Raw genomic sequence first — 17125 nt, 5'->3', positions numbered from 1 at the left:
TCCGCCGCACCCGCGACGGTGAGCTGTATACCTCGGCCGCACCGACGACCAGGTCAAGATCCGCGGCTTCCGCATCGAACCCGGCGAGATCGAGCACGTGCTCACCCGCCACCCCCGGGTCCTCGCCGCGACCGTCACGGTCCACGAGGACCCGGCCACCGGCCCCCGGCTCGTCGCCCACGTCGTCCCCGACGGCCCGCTGGACCCGGCCGAACTGCGCGCCTTCGCCGCCGAGTCGCTGCCCGGCCACATGGTCCCGGCGGCCCTCGTCCCGCTCGACGCGCTCCCGCTGACCGCCAGCGGAAAGGTCGACCGGCGCGCGCTGCCCGCCCCCGACTTCACCGCCGCGTCCACCGGCCGGCCCCCCGGGACCCCGCGGGAAGAACTGCTCAGCGGCCTCTTCGCCGAGGTACTGGGCCTGCCCGGACCGGTCTCCGTCGACGACGGCTTCTTCGACCTCGGCGGCCACTCCCTCCTCGCCATGAAACTCCTCGGCCGGATCCGCACCGCACTCGGCGCCGACCTCGGCATGCGGGCGCTCTTCGAAGCCCCCACCGTGGCCGCGCTCAGCCGGCGCCTCGCCCGCCACCCCGACCCGGCCGCCGCACCCCCGGCCGACGCCGCGCACTCCGCCCGCGGCGCTCTGGACGTACTCCTCCCCCTGCGCACGGGCGGTACCCGGGCCCCGCTCTTCTGCGTCCACCCCGCCGCGGGCATCAGCTGGGTCTACTCCGGGCTGCTGCGCCACCTCGACCCCGACCGCCCCGTCCACGGCCTTCAGGCACGGGGCCTGCGCGGGGGCTCCCCGGCCTCCGTGACCGAGATCGCCGACGACTACGTACGCCAGATCCGCGCCGTCCAGCCCGAGGGCCCGTACCACCTGCTCGGCTGGTCCTTCGGCGCGGTCGTCGCCCAGGCCATGGCCGTGGCCCTCCAGACGGAGGGCCAGGAGGTCGCCCTGCTGGCCCTCCTCGACGGACTGCCGGCCGACCCCGCCCGGTCCGCCGCCGACGGAGCCCCGGCCACCGGCGACCCGGCCGACACCCTCGCGGCGCTGCTCGCCTCGCTCGGCCACGACCCGGCCGACGGCCGCGTCCGGGCCGACCTGAGCGCACTCCTCGGCGAGGCCGCGGCCGTCCTGCCCGACGTCTTCGAGCAGAACGCCAAGCTGATGGCCGAGCACGTCCCCGACCGTTACCGGGGCGACGCCGTCTTCTTCGGCGCCACCCTCGACAAGCCCGCCGACTGGCCCTACGGGCAGGCCTGGGAGCCGTACGTGGACGGCCGCGTCGAGCAGCACCGCGTCCCCTGCACGCACGGCGCCATGACGCAGCCGGAGCCCGCCGCACGGATCGCCGCCGTGCTCGCCGACAAGCTTGGAGCGTGACCCGCCATGACCACAGCCTCCGTGAAGCCGCCGTCGCCCCCGGAGGGCGACGCGCCGCCCAAGAGCCGCTGGGGCCTCTGGGCGCAGGGCAACTTCCGCAAGCTATGGATCGGTGAGACGACCAGCGGCCTCGGCACGGCCGTCGGCAACGTCGCCCTCGCCCTGGTGGCCGTCGTCACCCTGGAGGCCTCGCCGTTCATGGTCGGCCTGCTGACCGCCTCCGCGTGGGTCCCGTGGCTCTTCCTCGGCCTGCTGGCCGGCGCCTGGGTGGACCGCTGGCCCCGGCTGAAGGTGATGCTGATCTGCGACCTCCTGCTGCTGGTGCTGTTCGGCAGCGTGCCGGTGGCCGGCTGGCTGGGCCTGCTGACCATGGCGCAGCTGGTGGTGGTCGCCCTGCTGGCCGGCGCGGTCAAGGTGTTCCTGTCCACCGCGAACAGCGCCGTGCTGCCCGCCCTGGTCGCCAAGCCCGACCTGCTGGAGGCCAACGTCAAACTGCGTTCCGGCGACGCGGCCGCCGAGATCGCCGGCCCCGGCCTGGCCGGTCTGCTCTCCCAGGCCTTCGGCGCCGTCAGCGGCCTGCTCGCCGACGCGGTCACCTACCTGGTGGCGGCGGTCTGCGTCGGGTCCATCCGGGTCGAGGAGAAGCCGCCGCCGGTCTCCGAACGGCGCGGCATCCTCCGCGAGATCGGCGAGGGCGTCCGGTTCCTGGCCCGCGACCCGTACCTGCGCACCCTGGCGAGCTTCGCGGCCGTCGGCAACCTCGGCCTCAACGGCATCCAGGCCGTGCAGACCGTCTTCCTCGTCCGCAGCGTGGGCGTGACGCCCGGCGGTGTCGGAGCCGTCTTCGCGGTGGTCTCCGTCGGCGGTCTGGCCGGCGCCGCGCTCGCCGGACGGATCGCCCGCCGGTTCGGCACGGCCCGCGGCCTGCTGCTCTGCGAGCTGGTGGGGGCGCCGTTCATCCTGCTGCTGCCGATGGCCGGGGACCGGCTGCCGCTGGCGGTCAGCGCGGTCGCCTGGTCGGTCGCGGTCTGCGGGGTGATCGCCGGCAACGTCATCGCCGGCAGCTTCTACCAGGCCTACTGCCCGCCCGCGATGATCGGCCGGATCCGGGCCAGCGCCTCCACCGTCAACTTCAGCGCCATCCCGGTGGGCGCCCTGCTCGGCGGCTGGCTGGGCGAGGTGCTCGGCGCCCGCACCACCCTCTGGATCATGGCGAGCGTACTGCTGTCCGCCGGACTGGTCCTGCTGGCGAGCCCCCTGCGCCGCCTGCGCAACTTCCCCGAGCGCCCGTCGCTCTCCTGACCGGCGCCGCCCGCCGCCCCGTGCACCCTTCCGCCCCGCCCGTACGCCTCCCGGAGCCTTCGATGACCCGCACCGCCCGCCCGCGCCGCTTCCTGATGTGCCGTCCGACCCACTTCGAGGTCTCCTACGCGATCAACCCGTGGATGGACCCGGCCAAGCCGGTCGACACCGGCCTCGCCGTCGCCCAGTGGGAGCGGCTGTACGAGCTGTACGTCGACCTCGGCCACCGCGTCGACCTGATCGACCCGCTCCCGGGCCTGCCCGACATGGTCTACGCGGCGAACGGCGCCACCGTCATCGACGGCAGGGTGCTCGGCGCCCGGTTCCGCAACGCCGAGCGCGCCGCCGAGGGGCCCGCCTACCTGGAGTGGTTCCGGGCCAACGGATTCACCACGCACGACCCCGTCCACGTCAACGAGGGCGAGGGGGACCTCCTGCTGGCGGGCCGTCATCTGCTCGCGGGCCGCGGCTTCCGCAGCGTCAGCGCCGGCCACGCCGAGGCGCAGGAGTTCCTCGGCCGCCCGGTGATCGGCCTGGACCTCGTCGACCCGCGCTTCTACCACCTCGACACCGCGCTCAGCGTGCTCGACGACGACGAGGTCATGTACTACCCCGGGGCCTTCTCCGCGGGCAGCCGGGAGGTGCTGCGCCGGCTCTTCCCGGACGCGGTGCTGGTGGAGGAGGCCGACGCGGCGGTGTTCGGGCTCAACGTGATGAGCGACGGGCTGAACGTGGTGCTGCCGGAGGCGGCGACCGGGGTCGCGGCGAAACTGCGCCGGAGGGGCTTCCGGCCGCTCGGGGTGGACCTCTCCGAGCTGTTCAAGGGCGGCGGCAGCGTGAAGTGCTGCACCCTGCACGTCCGCGAGGCCGTCTGATCACCGGCGACCGTCGGCGGACCCGGTCCACACCCCGGCGGCGCGACACCCGGTCCACGCCCCGGCGGCGCGACACCCGGTCCACGCCCCGTCGACGGCCCGATCAACGGAGCCGATCGACGCACGGTGCTCGTGCGTCGATCGGCTGTTGAACGCGCCTTGCGATGCTTGTCCCATCAGCCCGGAACACGCCGGGAAGAACCGGCCCACCCCCCTTCCCGCCAGGGAAGACGTCCTCAGGAGCAGTCATGGCGAACCCCGCGAACCACACCGTTGCCACCCGGGTCTGCCTGGCCGTCGCGGGCCTCGGTCTCGGCACGCTGATCGCCCTGGGCGCGGCCGGCGCGGCGATGGCCGACGACACCACGGGCACCGGCCAGGGCGGCGGCGGGACCGTCAGCACCAACCAGGCCCCCTCGCCGTCCCCGACCCCGTCCGACGACAAGGACTGGAACAGCACCGGTTCCTGAGCCCCGCCCCCGCCCCCGCCCCTACGCCTCCAGCCCGCAGCTCTCCACCAGGGCCAGCGCCGGCTCCTCCAGCAGACAGGCCACCTCGGCGGCCTCCGGAAGTCCGAGCCGGCAGAAGATCTCGTACGCCTGCCGCAAGCGCGTCCCCGCCTCGGCCCCGCGCCCGAGGTCCGCCAGCGAGCGGCCCAGCACCACCAGCGCCAGGGCCTGGTCCCGCTCGGCCCCCAGCTCCTCGCACAGGGCGAGCGCCTGCCCGGCGTGATCGAGGGCCTCGTCGGCCCGGCCGAGCGAACGCAGACTGTCCGCCAGCCGGTAACGGGCGTGGGCGGCCCGGTCCCGCAGCCCGGCCCCCGTCGCCACCGTCAGGCACTCCCGGAACCAGGTCACGGCCTCCTCGTGCCGCCCCAGCCCGTGCAGCGCCAGACCCAGTACGTACAAGGTGTACGCCCGCCCCGGATCGTCCTGCCGCGTCCGCAGTTCGGCGAGCGCCGCGTGGCAGATCTCCACCGCCTCCTCCGCCCGCCCGCTGCGCACCCGCGCCAGCGCCGCGTTCACGGTCGTCACCAGGGCCCCGGAGCGGTGCCCCAGCGCCTTGGCCAGCACCAGCGCCTCGTCGTAGTGGTCCACCGCCTCGTCGTAGCGGCTGAGGAACTGGCAGATCAGACCGAGGTCGTTGAGCGCCTGACGGAGGATCACCGAGTCACCGGCGGTCCGTGCCGCGTCCACCGCCTGGCGGGCGGCCGCCTCGGCCGCGTCCAGCCGGGTCGCCGCCAGGGCCACGTTCCCCCGCAGGAAGTGCGCGCGCCCGGCAGCCCGTACGTCGCCGTGCCGCACCGCCGCCTCGGCCAGCGCGTCCGCGGTGGTGGCGAGTTGGCGGCTCGGCGGGGTCAGGACGAACGGCGTGAGCGCGATCAGCAGGTCGATCGCGGCCCGCAGTGCCGTCCCCGGTCCGCCGTCGGCCGGGACCGGCCCGCCGGCCGCGCCGCCCGCCGACCCCGCGGCCGCGTCCGCGGCGACCTGGGCCGCCAGCGCCACGGCGCCGGCCCGCTCCGTCGCCGTCCACTCCCGGGCCGCGTCCCACCCGGTCAGCGCCACACCGGGGGAGCGGGCCGGACCCAGCGCGCCCGCCGCCGGGTCGCCCGGCACCGCGTGCTGGAAGGCGGAGCAGGCCGTGGCCAGCAGGTGGTCCAGCAGCCGGTCCCGGGCCGCCACCGCCGCCTCGTTCTCCGCCGCGCCGCAGGCGGGACCCGCCCCTTCGGCCGGACGCCGCCGGGCGAAGGAGCGCAGCAGGTCGTGGTAGCGGTAGCGCCCCGGGAAGGGCGACTCCACCATCGCCACGTCCACCAGGGCTTCCAGCAGGTCCTCGGCGTCGTACTCGTCGAGGTCGAGCAGCGCGGCCGCGGCCGGCAGCCCGATGTCCGGCCCGTCCACCGAGGCGACCAGCCGGAACGCCCGGGCCTGGTCGTCGCTGAGCTGCCGATAACTCAGTTCGAAGGCCGCCGCCACGGCGAGGTCGCCGATCCGCAGCTCGTCGATCCGGCGTCGCTCCACCTGGAGCCGCCGGCTGAGCGTCTCCACGGTCCAGCCCGGCCGGGCCGCGAGCCGGGCCGCGACGATCCGGACGGCCAGCGGCAGGTACCCGCAGGCCACCACCAGCTCCAGCGCCGCGTCGCGCTCGGCGTCGAGCCGGTCCGCGCCGATGGTGCGGCCGAGCAGGTCGAGGGCCTCGGAGGGGTGGAACACGTCCAGGTCGACGTGGACGGTGGCCGGCAGTCCGGCGGGCCGGGTGCGCCCGGTGGTGAGGACCGCGCAGCCGACCGTGCCCGGCAGCAGCGGCCGGATCTGCGCCGTGTCCTTGGCGTTGTCGAGCACCAGCAGCAGGCGCCGTCCGTCGACGACGGACCGGAAGAGCGCCGACCGGGCGTCCAGGCCGTCGGGCACCGCGTCACCGGGCACGCCGAGGGCGACGAGGAAGCAGCTGAGCACCGCTTCCGGATCGGCCGGCACCGGGTCGGAGCCGCGCAGGTCCACGTAGAGCTGGCCGTCCGGGTAGGACTCCCGGACGCGGTGGGCCACGTGCAGGGCGAGCGCCGTCTTGCCGACGCCGCCCATCCCGACGACGGTGGCGATCACCAGCGCCTGCGCGGAGGGGGCGCCGAGTGCCTCGTCCAGCACCCGGACCGGGACCGAACGCCCGGTGAAGTCGGCGGCGTCCGGTGGGAGCTGGGCCGGTCTTGGCGGAGCCGCCGCCGGTCTGGAGGGCGCCTCCCGTCCCGTGTCCTCCTCGTCCCGGTCCAGTTCGGGCGCCGCGGGGGCGGATCCCCGCCCGGCGTCGTGGCCGGAGCCCGTGACCGCGGGCGTCTCGCGCGGCTCGTCCGCGGGCGGCGACGCCGGAGGGATCGGTTCCGGCGCGGCCAGCGCCGGATCGCCCTCCAGGATCCTGCGGTGCAACTGCTCCAGGTCCGACCCCGGGGCGACGCCCAGCTCAGCGAGGAACAGCTGCCGCACGCCGCGGTACACCGCCAGCGCGTCCGCCTGCCGCCCGGCCTGGTACAGCGCCCGCATCAGCAGCCCGTACGCACGTTCGTGCAGCGGGTGCTCGGTGGTGAGGGCGGTCAGCTCCGGGATGCAGCGGGAGTGACGGCCGAGGGCGAGGTCCAGGCCGATCCGCTCCTCCAGCAGCGTCAGCCGCAGTTCCTCCAGCCGCTGGCGGTGCCGCTCCGCGAACGGTCCGGGCACGCCGGCCAGCGGCTCGCCCTGCCAGAGCTCCAGCGCCTGGTTGAGCAGGTCGCGTGCGCGCAGCGGATCGGTCCGCGCGGTGCGTTCGGCCTCGGCGGCCAGCGACTCCGCCTCGGCGGAGTCGACGGCGAGCTTCGGCAGGACCAGCCGGTAGCCGTCGCCCATGGAGACCAGCACGCTCGACGCGGGCCGGTCGCCCGCGGACGCCGCCTCGCCGGCCTCCCCCTTGCCGCCCGCGTCCAGCACCTTGCGCCACCGCCACGCGTAGGTGCGCACGGTGGTCATCGCGGCGCTCGGCGGTTCCTCCCCCCACAGTGCGGTGATGAGGTCGGTCGCGCTCGCCGCGTGCCCCGGCCGCAGCAGGAGGACGGCCAGCATCGCCTGCTGTTGCGGGCTTCCGATCTTGAGCGCGGTGGCGCCCCGATGAGCCCGCATCAGACCGAGTAACGAGAAACGGAGATCGCCCAAGTCCTGCCCCCAGCCCCCAGAACACGGTGCCCGCCCCCGCTGGGCGCCCATGTCTCGATTTGTGTCACCTTTTTAACCACAGCGTCGCACTCGGTGTCGAGAGTCCGTTGAGTCTGTGGTGATCAGGTGTTGAACCTTGCGGTACAGAATCACACCGTGCCGCGGGCACGCCGGAGACCGTCCGGGCTCGCGCCCGCCCCCTCGGTCGCCGGTGGCGCCGGGCCCGACCATACATTCGGAGGCGGACGTCCGTGAACACCCCATTGCTGTACCGGTTGCTCGGCACCGACCCCGCCGCCGGGCCGGCGGAACTGCTGCACCGCGCCCGGTCGGACCGCCATCTGCCCCATCTGGTGCTCTCCGCGCTGGCGGGGGACGGCGTCCGGATGGGCGAGGCGGCCCGGGCCGAGCTCGGCCGCGCGGGCGACCGCGTCGCCCGGTACGCGGACCTGGCGGAGGCACTCGCCCGGTCCACCGGCGTCCGCGCCATCCGCGGCCTGCCGCTCGCCGGGTACTACCCGGCCGGACTGCTGCGTCCGATGGAGGCCCTCGATCTGGTCGCGCCCGACGAGGCGGCCCTGTGGCAGGCCGTGATCCGGCTGGTCACCGACCACCCGGTGGAGCACATCGACGTCTGCCTGCTCGGCGAACGGCCCCACCACACCGCCGTCACCCTCCACTGGCCCGCCGAGGACCCCCTCGCCGACCCCTGGTACCGCGTCCAGGTCTCCACCGCGGCGCTGCCCGGGGACGGGCGGGGCGTGCCCGTCCGGCCCTTCCTGGCCGCCGACGAGCACGTGGAGTGCCTCATCGCGCTGGCCGAGGCCCGACTCATGGGCGGGCCGGACCGGCCGCTCTGTCCGCTGACCGTCCTCGACGTCGCCGCCCTCGCCCGCAGGCCCTTCGAGGCCGCCGAGACCGCCGCGGTCGTGGCCGCCTACCGGCTGGCCCCGGAGGTCGCGGCCCTCCTCGACGTCGCCGCCGAGCACGTGCCGCTGGGGCCGCTCGCCGCCGTCCGCGCCGCCCTCGCCCCGGAACTGGCCGCCGAGCACCGCCGGCGCGGCCGGGCCGCCACCGTCCGGCGCGTCCCGGCCCGTCACGGGGCCCTGCTCCGCCGCACCGTCATCCGCCACAGCTGGGGCGAGGCCCGCCTGGTGGGCCACACCCCTGACACCTGCCTCCTGCTCACCCCCGTCGCGGACTACCTCCTCGCCCCGGCCGCCGCCGACGCAGTCGCCACCCCGGCCACCCGTACCGCCGCCCTCGACGCGCTGCACCGCTGGGACACCCTCTGCTGAGGTGAGGGAATTCCGTATTCCGCCCGCATTTCCGAACCCGCCCAGCAGCTCCGCTAACATGTTCGAGCGAACAATGATCAGGTTGAAATATGAACATCGGCTGAAAAATTGATATCTGCGGTTTTGCGAGTGTTTTCGCGAAAGGGTGACGGAGCCGAGTCCGCCGGGTGGCGCCGGCCGCGCGTCGTGCTGTGGGTCGCGGTGAGCGCGGTGGCCCTCGGGTTCCTCGTCGCGCTGGAGATCGCCGCGCGCGGCTACGGCGTGCGGGGACCGATCACCGACCAGGCGCGCGAGGTGGTCTTCGCCCCCAAGTCGGGCACGGTGCTGTACGCCAGCATGGCCCTGATGCTCGTGGTGCTCACCTGGCGGCAGCGGTTCGTCGCGATCGGCGCCGCGGTCGGCATCGACCTCGTCCTCTGGCTCGTGCGGTGGGTGGCCGGCGCCGAGATGATGTACGGCAGCGGGGCCCTGATCGTCACCCTGGCCTGCGCCGTCATCGCGCTCACGCGCCGCTCCGGCCGCGAGCGGATGCTCCTGCTCCAGGGCGTCGGCCTGGCCCTGCTGCTCGTGACCGGCCGCAAGACCGGCTACACCTGGCTGCTGATCACGTCCAAGACCCGTCCGACGGTGCTCGACCAGTACGTCGCGACCGCCGACCAGGCCCTGGGCAACCCGTCGTGGGTGGCCGGCCGGATCGTCGAGGCCACCGGGACCGCCGGATTCCGCGTCCTCGAGTTCGTCTACATCCAGCTCGCCGTGATGGCGGTCGTCGTGGCGCTGTACCAGCTGCGCAACGTCGCGGCCGAGCGCCGCTTCCCGCGCCACCACCTGGTGCGCACCTTCCTGGCGATCGGTCTGCTCGGGCCGGGCATCTACATGGTCTTCCCGGTGGTCGGACCGATCTTCGCCTACGGCGCCGACGGCGGCCAGTGGGCGCTCGCCGAACTCTGGCCGAACACCCCGCCGCCCGTCACGGCCCCGCAGCCGATGCCCTTCGACGAGTTCACCCCGCGCAATTGCATGCCCAGCCTGCACACGGCGTGGGCCACCGCGATCTTCATCCATTCCCGCAAGGCCCCGCGGGCCCTGCGGTGGGCGGGAACGTTCTGGCTGATCGCGACGCTCGGCGCGACGCTCGGATTCGGCTACCACTACGGCGCGGACATCGTCGCCGGCGTCGTCTTCACCCTCACCATCGACCTCGCGCTGCGCACCCTCGACCACGGCTGGGACCGCCAGGGGGTCCGGCTCGTCGCCCACGGCGCCACGGTGTTCGTCGCGCTGCTGCTGTCGTACCGCTTCCTGTCCGTGCAGATGGCGGACCTCCCGTGGGTCTTCGGGCCGCTGGTCGTGGCCTCCATGGTCTCCGTGATCTGGGGCTACGTACGGATCACCCGGCGGTGGGACCGCCGTACCGAGGCGGTCCCCGTACCGCGGCCCCGCCGGGAACAGCAGCCAGAACTGGTCTGAAACGGCACGCGCGCCCCGGTAGGACGGGGCGCGCGTGGCGGGACGGACGGGCCCGCGGGACGGGGCGGCCGCGGGGTCAGACGATGCCCTCGGCGATCTCCGCCTGCTCCCGGGCGTTGCCGTACGCGGACGGGGTCCCGTACGAGCGCCGCGCCGCGTACCACCAGGCGCTGGCCAGGACCAGGACCACGGCCAGGGCGATCACCGCGTAGTTCATCGAGTCGATGGTCACCGGTGACTTCTGCGGCAGGCAGAACAGCACGGTGACGACCGCCACCCACACGACGGCGGTCCAGCCGATCGGCCTGCTCCAGCGGCCCAGGTTCCACGGACCGGGCTGGAACCGGTTCCCGGCGCGCAGCCGCAGGTAGATCGGGATCGCGTAGGCCGGGGTGATGCCGATGACGTTGATGGCGGTCACCGCGCCGTAGGCCGTCGCGGAGTAGAGCGACGGGAGGGCCAGCACGGCCGCCACGGCGACGGAGAGCCACACGGCGGGGACCGGCGTCTGCGTACGGCTGCTCACCTTGCGCCACACGGCGGAGCCGGGGAGGGCGTTGTCGCGGCTGAAGGCGAAGACCATCCGGCTCGCCGCGGCCACCTCGGCGTTGCCGCAGAAGAGCTGCGCCACGATGACGACGAGGAGCAGGGCGGTGGCGCCGCCGGAGCCCAGCGCGTCGATGAAGATCTGCGCGGGCGGGACGCCGGTGGCGGTGCCCCGCACGGCCGCGTAGTCCTGGATGGCGAAGGTCAGGCCCGCGAGCAGCGCGAAACCGGCGAGCCAGGAGACCCAGATGGCCCGGACGATGCCCTTGGCGGCGGACACGGAGGCGTTGGAGGTCTCCTCCGAGAGGTGCGCGGAGGCGTCGTACCCGGAGAAGGTGTACTGGGCGAGGAGCAGGCCGACCGCGGCCACGTAGAACGGGTTGGCCCAGCCGGTGTCGTTGACGAACTCGGTGAAGACGAACGACGGCGACTGGTGCTGGTCGGGTATGAAGGCCAGCGCGCCCACGATCAGGGCGACGCCGCCCAGGTGCCACCAGACGCTGACGGAGTTGAGCACGCTGACCAGGCGGACGCCGAAGAGGTTGAGCGCGGCGTGCAGCAGCAGGATGCAGAGGAAGATCACGAACGTCAGGCCGGGGGTGGGCACGACGCCGTACTGGAGGTTGAGGAAGGCGCCGGTGAACAGGGCGGCGCCGTAGTCGATGCCCGCGATGGCGCCCAGCAGGCCGAGCAGGTTCAGCCAGCCCGTGTACCAGCCCCAGCGGCGCCCGCCGAGCCGGTCGGCCATGTAGTAGAGCGCTCCCGAGGTCGGGTAGGCGCTGGTCACCTCGGCCAGGGCGAGACCCACGCAGAGCACGAACAGGCCGACGCCGGCCCAGCCCCACAGCATCACGGCCGGACCGCCGGTGCCCAGGCCGAAGCCGTAGAGGGTCATGCAGCCGGACAGGACGGAGATGACCGAGAAGCTGATGGCGAAGTTGCCGAAGCCGCCCATCCGGCGGGCGAGGACCGGCTGGTAGCCGAGCTCCCTGAGCCGTTCCTCCTCGTCCTGCCGGGGCGGGGCCTTGCTGTCCGGGCGGACGGTCGGCGCGGTGCGGGACATGGGGGAGTACCTCCGGGGGTGAGGAGCGGGGGACGGTGGGCGGGGGTGACGTGCGGCAGCGGCGGGCGGGGGCGGCCTGCGGAGACGGTGGGGCGGCGCGGGGGTCGCGGGCCCGGCACGGTGGGCGCGGGCGCCGTCAGTCCCGGGCCGCCAGGCTGCGGGCCCTGGCCCGCAGGAAGACCTCCATGGCCAGTTCCTGGTCGGCCGGGTCGCGGGTCCGGTAGGCCCACGGCAGGGTGGTCCAGTACCGGTCGATCGCGTCGAAGACCTGGGCGGCCTCGCCGAACCGGTGGGCTCCCCACAGTGCGTGGGCGAGGTGGTTCAGGTCGAGCTGCGAGGCCCGCCGCAGATCGCTGTAGCGGAACCAGGTGTCCAGGGCGCGGCCCGCGTCGCGGACGGCGTCCTCGGCGACCCAGTGGAGGTCGAGCGCCTTCTCCTGGCCGCGCTCCCGGCGGTACCGCTCGATGCTCAGGTACAGCGGCAGGAGGTGGACGGGCGACTCCGGCGGGGCCGAACCGGACGCCCAGTGGACGAAGTTGGCCGCCTCGGTCAGCGGGCCGGGCGTGCCCGCGCAGACGAACTGGAGCATCCGGTGGTACGCCTCGCGGTTGTGCGGGTCGCGCTTGTCGACCTGGGCGAGGATGCCCCAGGGACCGCGGGGCAGCATCAGCGCGGGCGGCGGCTGCCGGTGCTCGTCCATCGAACGGTGCTCGTCGAGGAGGGCCAGTGCGAGCAGGCAGACCCACGGCACGGGGTCGGCGGGGCTCAGCTCGGCGGCGTCGCGGCAGGCGGCCCACGCCTCCTGCCACAGTTCGCGCGTACGGGGGTGGCGCGCGCGGTGGGCGCGGACGGCGCGTTCGACGACGACACGGGTGTGCATGACGGACGCGGCGACGCTGCGCGGTTCCTCGGCGCGCCACGCCTGGACCACGTCCGATCCGGCGGCGACCGCGGCGAGCACCTGGGTCCGCTGGGTCCACAGCCCCCAGCCGTCCGTCCGGTCCAGCAGGTGCGCCATCGCCAGCCAGCGGCCGGTGCGCAGGTCCTGCACGGCCACCCGTAAGTCGTTGTCGTGGCCGGCGGGGTGGTAGACGGGCCGGAAGTCGCTGCCCGCCATCACCTCGCCCCGGTCGAACGGTAGCCGGAACGGGCGCGTCTTGCGGTGGTCGTCGTCATCGGTCCTCGCATCGCATGGCCTTCGCGCCTGGTGATCGGCGATCACTATAGAGTGACTATGAGCGTTCGAGTCATGAATCTTTTTCGAATGCAAGTATCAAGCCACATACAAGAGATGAATTCGCGTCAGGCCCGACTCCGCCCCCGTCGATGGATCTTGACGGGGCCGCGTCCGCTGGTGAAGGCTTCCGCAAGACGATCGCGCATGCCGACACCAGGGACGGAGTGGTGATGACGGGCCCGGTGCTCGCTGTGGACCAGGGCACCTCGGGAACCAAGGCCCTCGTCGTCTGTCCCGAACGCGGCGTCATCGGCTCCGCATCCGCCGCCGTACGGCCCCGGTACCTGCCGGGCGGCCGTGTGGAGGTCGACCCCCGCGAGCTGCTGGCATCGGTCCTCGACGCCGGACGCGCCGCCCTGGCCGCGGCCGGTGAACCGGTCGCCGCGGTCGGCCTGGCCAACCAGGGCGAGACCGTCCTCGCCTGGGACCCCGCCAACGGCGAGCCGCTGACCGCAGCGATCGTCTGGCAGGACCGCCGCGCCGAGCAGCTGTGCGCCGAACTGGCCCCGCACGCCGACGCCTTGCAGGAGCGCACGGGACTGCCCCTCGACCCGTATTTCGCCGCGCCGAAGATGGCCTGGATACGCCGTCACCTCACCCGGCGGGGCGTGGTGACGACCAGCGACGCATGGCTGGTGCACCGGCTCACCGGCGCCTTCGTCACCGACGCGGCGACCGCCGGCCGCACCCAGCTCCTCGACCTCGACACCGTCGACTGGTCGCCCGCCGCCCTGGACGCCTTCGGCCTCACCGGAGAACCCCTGCCGGACGTCGTCGGCGCGGACACCCGGGTCGGCACCACCACCGCGTTCGGCCTCCCGCTGCCGCTGACGGGACTGCTCGTCGACCAGCAGGCCGCCCTGCTGGCCCAGCGCGTCACCGACCCCGGAACCGCCAAGTGCACCTACGGCACGGGGGCGTTCCTCCTCGCACAGACCGGCCCCCGCCCCCGCCGCAGCGCCACCGGGCTCGTCGGCTGCGTCGCCTGGCGGCTCGGCGGCGAGACCAGCTACTGCCTGGACGGCCAGGTCTACACGGCCGCTTCCGCCGTCCGCTGGCTCACTGACCTCGGCGTGATCGCCGGCGCCCAGGACATCGACACCGTGGGCGGGACCACCCCCGACGCGGGCGGCGTCACCTTCGTCCCCGCGCTCGCCGGCCTCGCCGCCCCCTGGTGGCGCGGCGACCTGCGCGGCTCGGTCACGGGCCTCGGCCTCGACACCACCGCCGGGCACCTCGTGCACGCGCTGTGCGACGGCATCGCCGCACAAGTGGCCGAACTCGCCGACGCCGTCGCCACCGACCTGGGCGCACCGCTGGCCACCCTCCGCGTCGACGGCGGACTCACCCGGTCCGCCCTGCTCATGCAGGCGCAGGCCGACCTGCTGCAGATCCCCGTCGAGGTGTCCGCGCTCCCGGACGCCACCGCGCTCGGCGTGGGCGCCGTCGCACGCCTCGGGCTCGACCCCTCCCTCACCGTGCCCGAGGCCGTCCCGGAGTGGAAGCCGTCGGCCGTCTACGAACCGAGGGCCGACGCCGCGCAGGCCGCCGAGCGCCGCACCCGGTTCCGGACGGCGGTGTCCGCGCTGCTCGACGGAACCGCATGACCGTCACCCGGCGCGGCCCCCTCCCCGACGGCGCCGAACCCTACGACGTGACGGTCGTCGGCGCCGGCGCGGTGGGCTGCGCCATCGCCCGCGAACTGGCCCGCCTCCCCCTGCGCACCGCCCTCGTCGACGCGTCCGACGACGTCGGCAACGGCACCTCCAAGGCCAACACCGCACTCCTGCACACCGGTTTCGACGCCGTGCCCGGATCCCTGGAAGCCCGGCTCGTCCGGGACGGACACCGACTGCTCACCTCCTACGCCGCCGCCTGCGGCATCCCCGTCGAACCGGTCGGGGCCCTGCTCGTGGCCTGGACCGGGGAACAGCTCGCCGCCCTGCCGGGCCTCGCCGACAAGGCCGCCCGCAACGGCTACCGCGCGGCCCGGATCCTTACCGCCGCCGAGGTACGCGCCCGCGAACCGCACCTCGGCCCCGGCGCCCTCGGCGCCCTCCACGTCCCGGACGAATCCCTCGTCTGCCCCTGGACGACCACCCTCGCCCACGCCACGCAGGCCGTCCGCGCCGGCGTCGACCTGCACCTCAACTGCCCGGTCCGGGCGGTCACTCCGGGGGCACCGCACACCCTCACCACCGGCCGGGGCCCGCTGCGCACCCGCCACCTGGTCAACGCGGCCGGCCTGTACGCCGACGTGATCGACCGGTTCCTCGGCCACGCCGACTTCACCGTCACGCCCCGCCGCGGCCAGCTCATCGTCTTCGACGAACTCGCGCGCGGCCTCGTCCGCCACGTCCTGCTGCCGGTGCCGGACGCCCGCGGCAAGGGCGTGCTGGTCACCCCGACCGTCTACGGGAACGTCATGCTCGGGCCCACCGCCGAGGACCTGGACGACAAGGCGGACACCGCCTCGACCGCCGCAGGGCTCGCCCTGCTGCGGGAGAAGGGCCGGCGGATCCTGCCCGCGCTCCTCGACGAGGAGGTCACCGCCGTCTACGCGGGACTGCGCGCGGCCACCGGGCAGGAGGACTACGCCATCCGGGCGCACCCCGCCCAGCGGTACGTGAGCGTCGGCGGCATCCGGTCCACCGGCCTGAGCGCCTCGATGGCGATCGCCGCCCACGTCGTGGAGCTGCTCGCCGACGGCGGACTCCCCGTCACCGGCGCCCGCGAGCCGGACCCGGTGCGCATGCCCAACCTCGGCGAGGCCTTCCCCCGCCCGTACCGGGACGCCGCGATGATCGCGGCCGACCCGGAGTACGGCCGGATCGTCTGCCACTGCGAGCGCGTGACCCGCGGCGAGATCCGTGACGCGCTCGCCTCGACCGTGCCGCCCGTGTCTCCCGACGGCCTGCGGCGGCGCACCCGGGCCCGGGGCGGCCGCTGCCAGGGCTTCCACTGCGGCGCCGCCGTCCGCGCCCTGTTCGAGGAGGCCCGCCGGTGACCGGTGCGGACGCGCGGGACGACGCACGCCCGACGGGGGACGGCGTGCGCGACGTACGGGCGGACGTCCTGGTCGTCGGCGCCGGCCCGGCCGGACTGGCCCTGGCCACCCGGCTGGCGGAGGCGGGCGCCGGCCGGGTCGAGGTCCTCGACCGCGAGCCCCGGGCGGGCGGCATGCCGCTCCACCTCCGCCACGGGGGCTTCGGCCGCCCGCCGCGCCCCTGGCTGCACGGGCCCCGGTACGCGCAGCGGGCGGTGACGGCGGCCCTCGCCGCCGGCGCGGTGGTCCGTACCGGCGTCACCGCCACCGGCTGGGCCGGCCCGCTCCGTCTGGAGACCACCGGCCCGGCGGGCCTGGAGAGGATCACGGCCCGGGCCGTCGTCCTCGCCACCGGCGCCCGGGAACGCCCGCGCAGCGCCCGGCTCGTCCCCGGCTCCCGCCCGCAGGGCGTGTTCACCACGGGAGAGCTGCTGCGGTCCGTCCACGAGCACGGACTGCCCGTCGGCCGGCGGGCCGTCGTGGTGGGCGCCGAGCCCGTGGCCCGCCACGCGGTGGCCGTGCTGCGCGGGGCGGGCACCGACGTGGTGGCGATGCTCACCGAAGTCCCGCGCGCCGCCGCCGTACCGGGAGTCCCGCTGCTCACGGAGACGACCGTCGGCGCCCTGCGCGGCCGCGGCCGGCTGAGCGGCCTGGCCGTCCACCACCGCGACGGCCGCACGGGCCTGCTCACCTGTGACACCGTGGTGTTCACCGGCGACTGGATCCCCGACCACGAACTGGCCCGCCGCGGCGCGGTCCCCCTCGACCCGGGCACCCGCGGCCCCGGCGTGGACGCCGCCTTCCGCACGGCCGTGCCCGGCGTCTTCGCCGTCGGCAACGCCCTCCGCGGCATCGAAGGCGCGGCCACCGCCGCCGGGGAGGGCGCCGCCGCGGCGGCCCCCGTATTCGCCCACCTCGCGGGCGCAGCCTGGCCCGAGCCCGGGCCGCCGCTGGAGGTCCGGGCGCCGCTCCTGTGGGTGACCCCCAACCGGATCACGGGCCCCGCCGGACGGCCCCTGCTGCTGCGCTCCGGCCGAGCCGTCACCGCCCCCGTGGTCACGGCGACCCAGGACGGCCGGACACTGTGGCGGCGCCGCCTGCCGGGACAGGCGTCCCCGTCCCGTTCGCTGCGCCTCCCCCCGCACTGGACGGCCCGCGTCGACCTCACCGGCGGACCGGTCGTACTGGCCCTCGGCTGACCCGCACAGACCGGCGGTGCCCGAT

The 17125-nt window shown here is 75.0% G+C and carries 12 protein-coding genes; 9 read left to right on the top strand and 3 right to left on the bottom strand.

Annotated features, from left to right (window positions below):
- Nucleotides 1-97 precede the first annotated feature (97 nt).
- The 4 genes from AC2RP6_RS08585 (at nucleotide 98) to AC2RP6_RS08570 (ending at nucleotide 4034) form a co-directional block, all read left to right on the top strand.
- Complete coding sequence (locus AC2RP6_RS08585) at nucleotides 98-1387, top strand: thioesterase domain-containing protein (protein WP_486445656.1); 1290 nt, start codon at nucleotides 98-100, stop codon at nucleotides 1385-1387.
- 6 nt (nucleotides 1388-1393) lie between these two features.
- Nucleotides 1394-2689, top strand: a complete 1296-nt coding sequence (locus AC2RP6_RS08580; protein ID WP_486445655.1) for an MFS transporter — start codon at nucleotides 1394-1396, stop codon at nucleotides 2687-2689.
- Between the two features lie 62 nt (nucleotides 2690-2751).
- The gene (gene ddaH, locus AC2RP6_RS08575; RefSeq protein WP_486445654.1) at nucleotides 2752-3564 is read left to right on the top strand and encodes a dimethylargininase; all 813 of its coding nucleotides are present in this window, start codon (nucleotides 2752-2754) and stop codon (nucleotides 3562-3564) included.
- 248 nt (nucleotides 3565-3812) lie between these two features.
- On the top strand, nucleotides 3813-4034 hold the full coding sequence (locus AC2RP6_RS08570; protein WP_486445653.1) for a hypothetical protein: 222 nt from the start codon (nucleotides 3813-3815) through the stop codon (nucleotides 4032-4034).
- Between the two features lie 21 nt (nucleotides 4035-4055).
- Here AC2RP6_RS08570 and AC2RP6_RS08565 read toward each other — a convergent pair whose 3' ends face one another.
- Nucleotides 4056-7208 (bottom strand): AfsR/SARP family transcriptional regulator, encoded by a 3153-nt coding sequence (locus tag AC2RP6_RS08565; protein ID WP_486445652.1) that lies wholly within the window; start codon nucleotides 7206-7208, stop codon nucleotides 4056-4058.
- 284 nt (nucleotides 7209-7492) lie between these two features.
- On the opposite strand from AC2RP6_RS08565, the gene AC2RP6_RS08560 reads away from it, so the two are divergent.
- Complete coding sequence (locus AC2RP6_RS08560) at nucleotides 7493-8539, top strand: hypothetical protein (protein ID WP_486445651.1); 1047 nt, start codon at nucleotides 7493-7495, stop codon at nucleotides 8537-8539.
- A gap of 129 nt (nucleotides 8540-8668) precedes the next feature.
- Nucleotides 8669-10009 carry a phosphatase PAP2 family protein gene (locus AC2RP6_RS08555; protein ID WP_486445650.1) on the top strand — a complete coding sequence of 447 codons (1341 nt, stop codon included), beginning with the start codon at nucleotides 8669-8671 and terminating at the stop codon, nucleotides 10007-10009.
- Nucleotides 10010-10085: 76 nt separating this feature from the next.
- On the opposite strand, the gene AC2RP6_RS08550 is transcribed toward AC2RP6_RS08555, so the two are convergent.
- Together AC2RP6_RS08550 and AC2RP6_RS08545 are read right to left on the bottom strand one after the other, a co-directional pair.
- Nucleotides 10086-11618 carry an amino acid permease gene (locus AC2RP6_RS08550; RefSeq protein ID WP_486445649.1) on the bottom strand — a complete coding sequence of 511 codons (1533 nt, stop codon included), beginning with the start codon at nucleotides 11616-11618 and terminating at the stop codon, nucleotides 10086-10088.
- A gap of 136 nt (nucleotides 11619-11754) precedes the next feature.
- Nucleotides 11755-12735: a hypothetical protein gene (locus AC2RP6_RS08545; protein ID WP_486445648.1), complete on the bottom strand. Its 981-nt coding sequence runs from the start codon at nucleotides 12733-12735 to the stop codon at nucleotides 11755-11757.
- Between the two features lie 290 nt (nucleotides 12736-13025).
- On the opposite strand from AC2RP6_RS08545, the gene AC2RP6_RS08540 reads away from it, so the two are divergent.
- From AC2RP6_RS08540 to AC2RP6_RS08530, 3 genes are read left to right on the top strand one after another with little or no spacing between them, the layout of a single operon-like run.
- Nucleotides 13026-14462, top strand: coding sequence for an FGGY family carbohydrate kinase (locus AC2RP6_RS08540; protein WP_486450261.1), 1437 nt, complete (start codon nucleotides 13026-13028; stop codon nucleotides 14460-14462).
- Complete coding sequence (locus tag AC2RP6_RS08535; RefSeq protein ID WP_486445647.1) at nucleotides 14459-15862, top strand: FAD-dependent oxidoreductase; 1404 nt, start codon at nucleotides 14459-14461, stop codon at nucleotides 15860-15862. Before AC2RP6_RS08540 ends, AC2RP6_RS08535 begins: the two co-directional genes overlap by 4 nt.
- A gap of 44 nt (nucleotides 15863-15906) precedes the next feature.
- A complete protein-coding gene (locus AC2RP6_RS08530) occupies nucleotides 15907-17100 on the top strand; it encodes an NAD(P)/FAD-dependent oxidoreductase (protein ID WP_486450260.1) in 1194 nt (397 codons plus the stop codon).
- The last annotated feature ends 25 nt before the right edge of the window (nucleotides 17101-17125 follow it).

This window comes from Streptomyces sp. WAC03905 (assembly GCF_057371075.1).
This window is presented reverse-complemented; position numbering and strand designations above follow the sequence as displayed.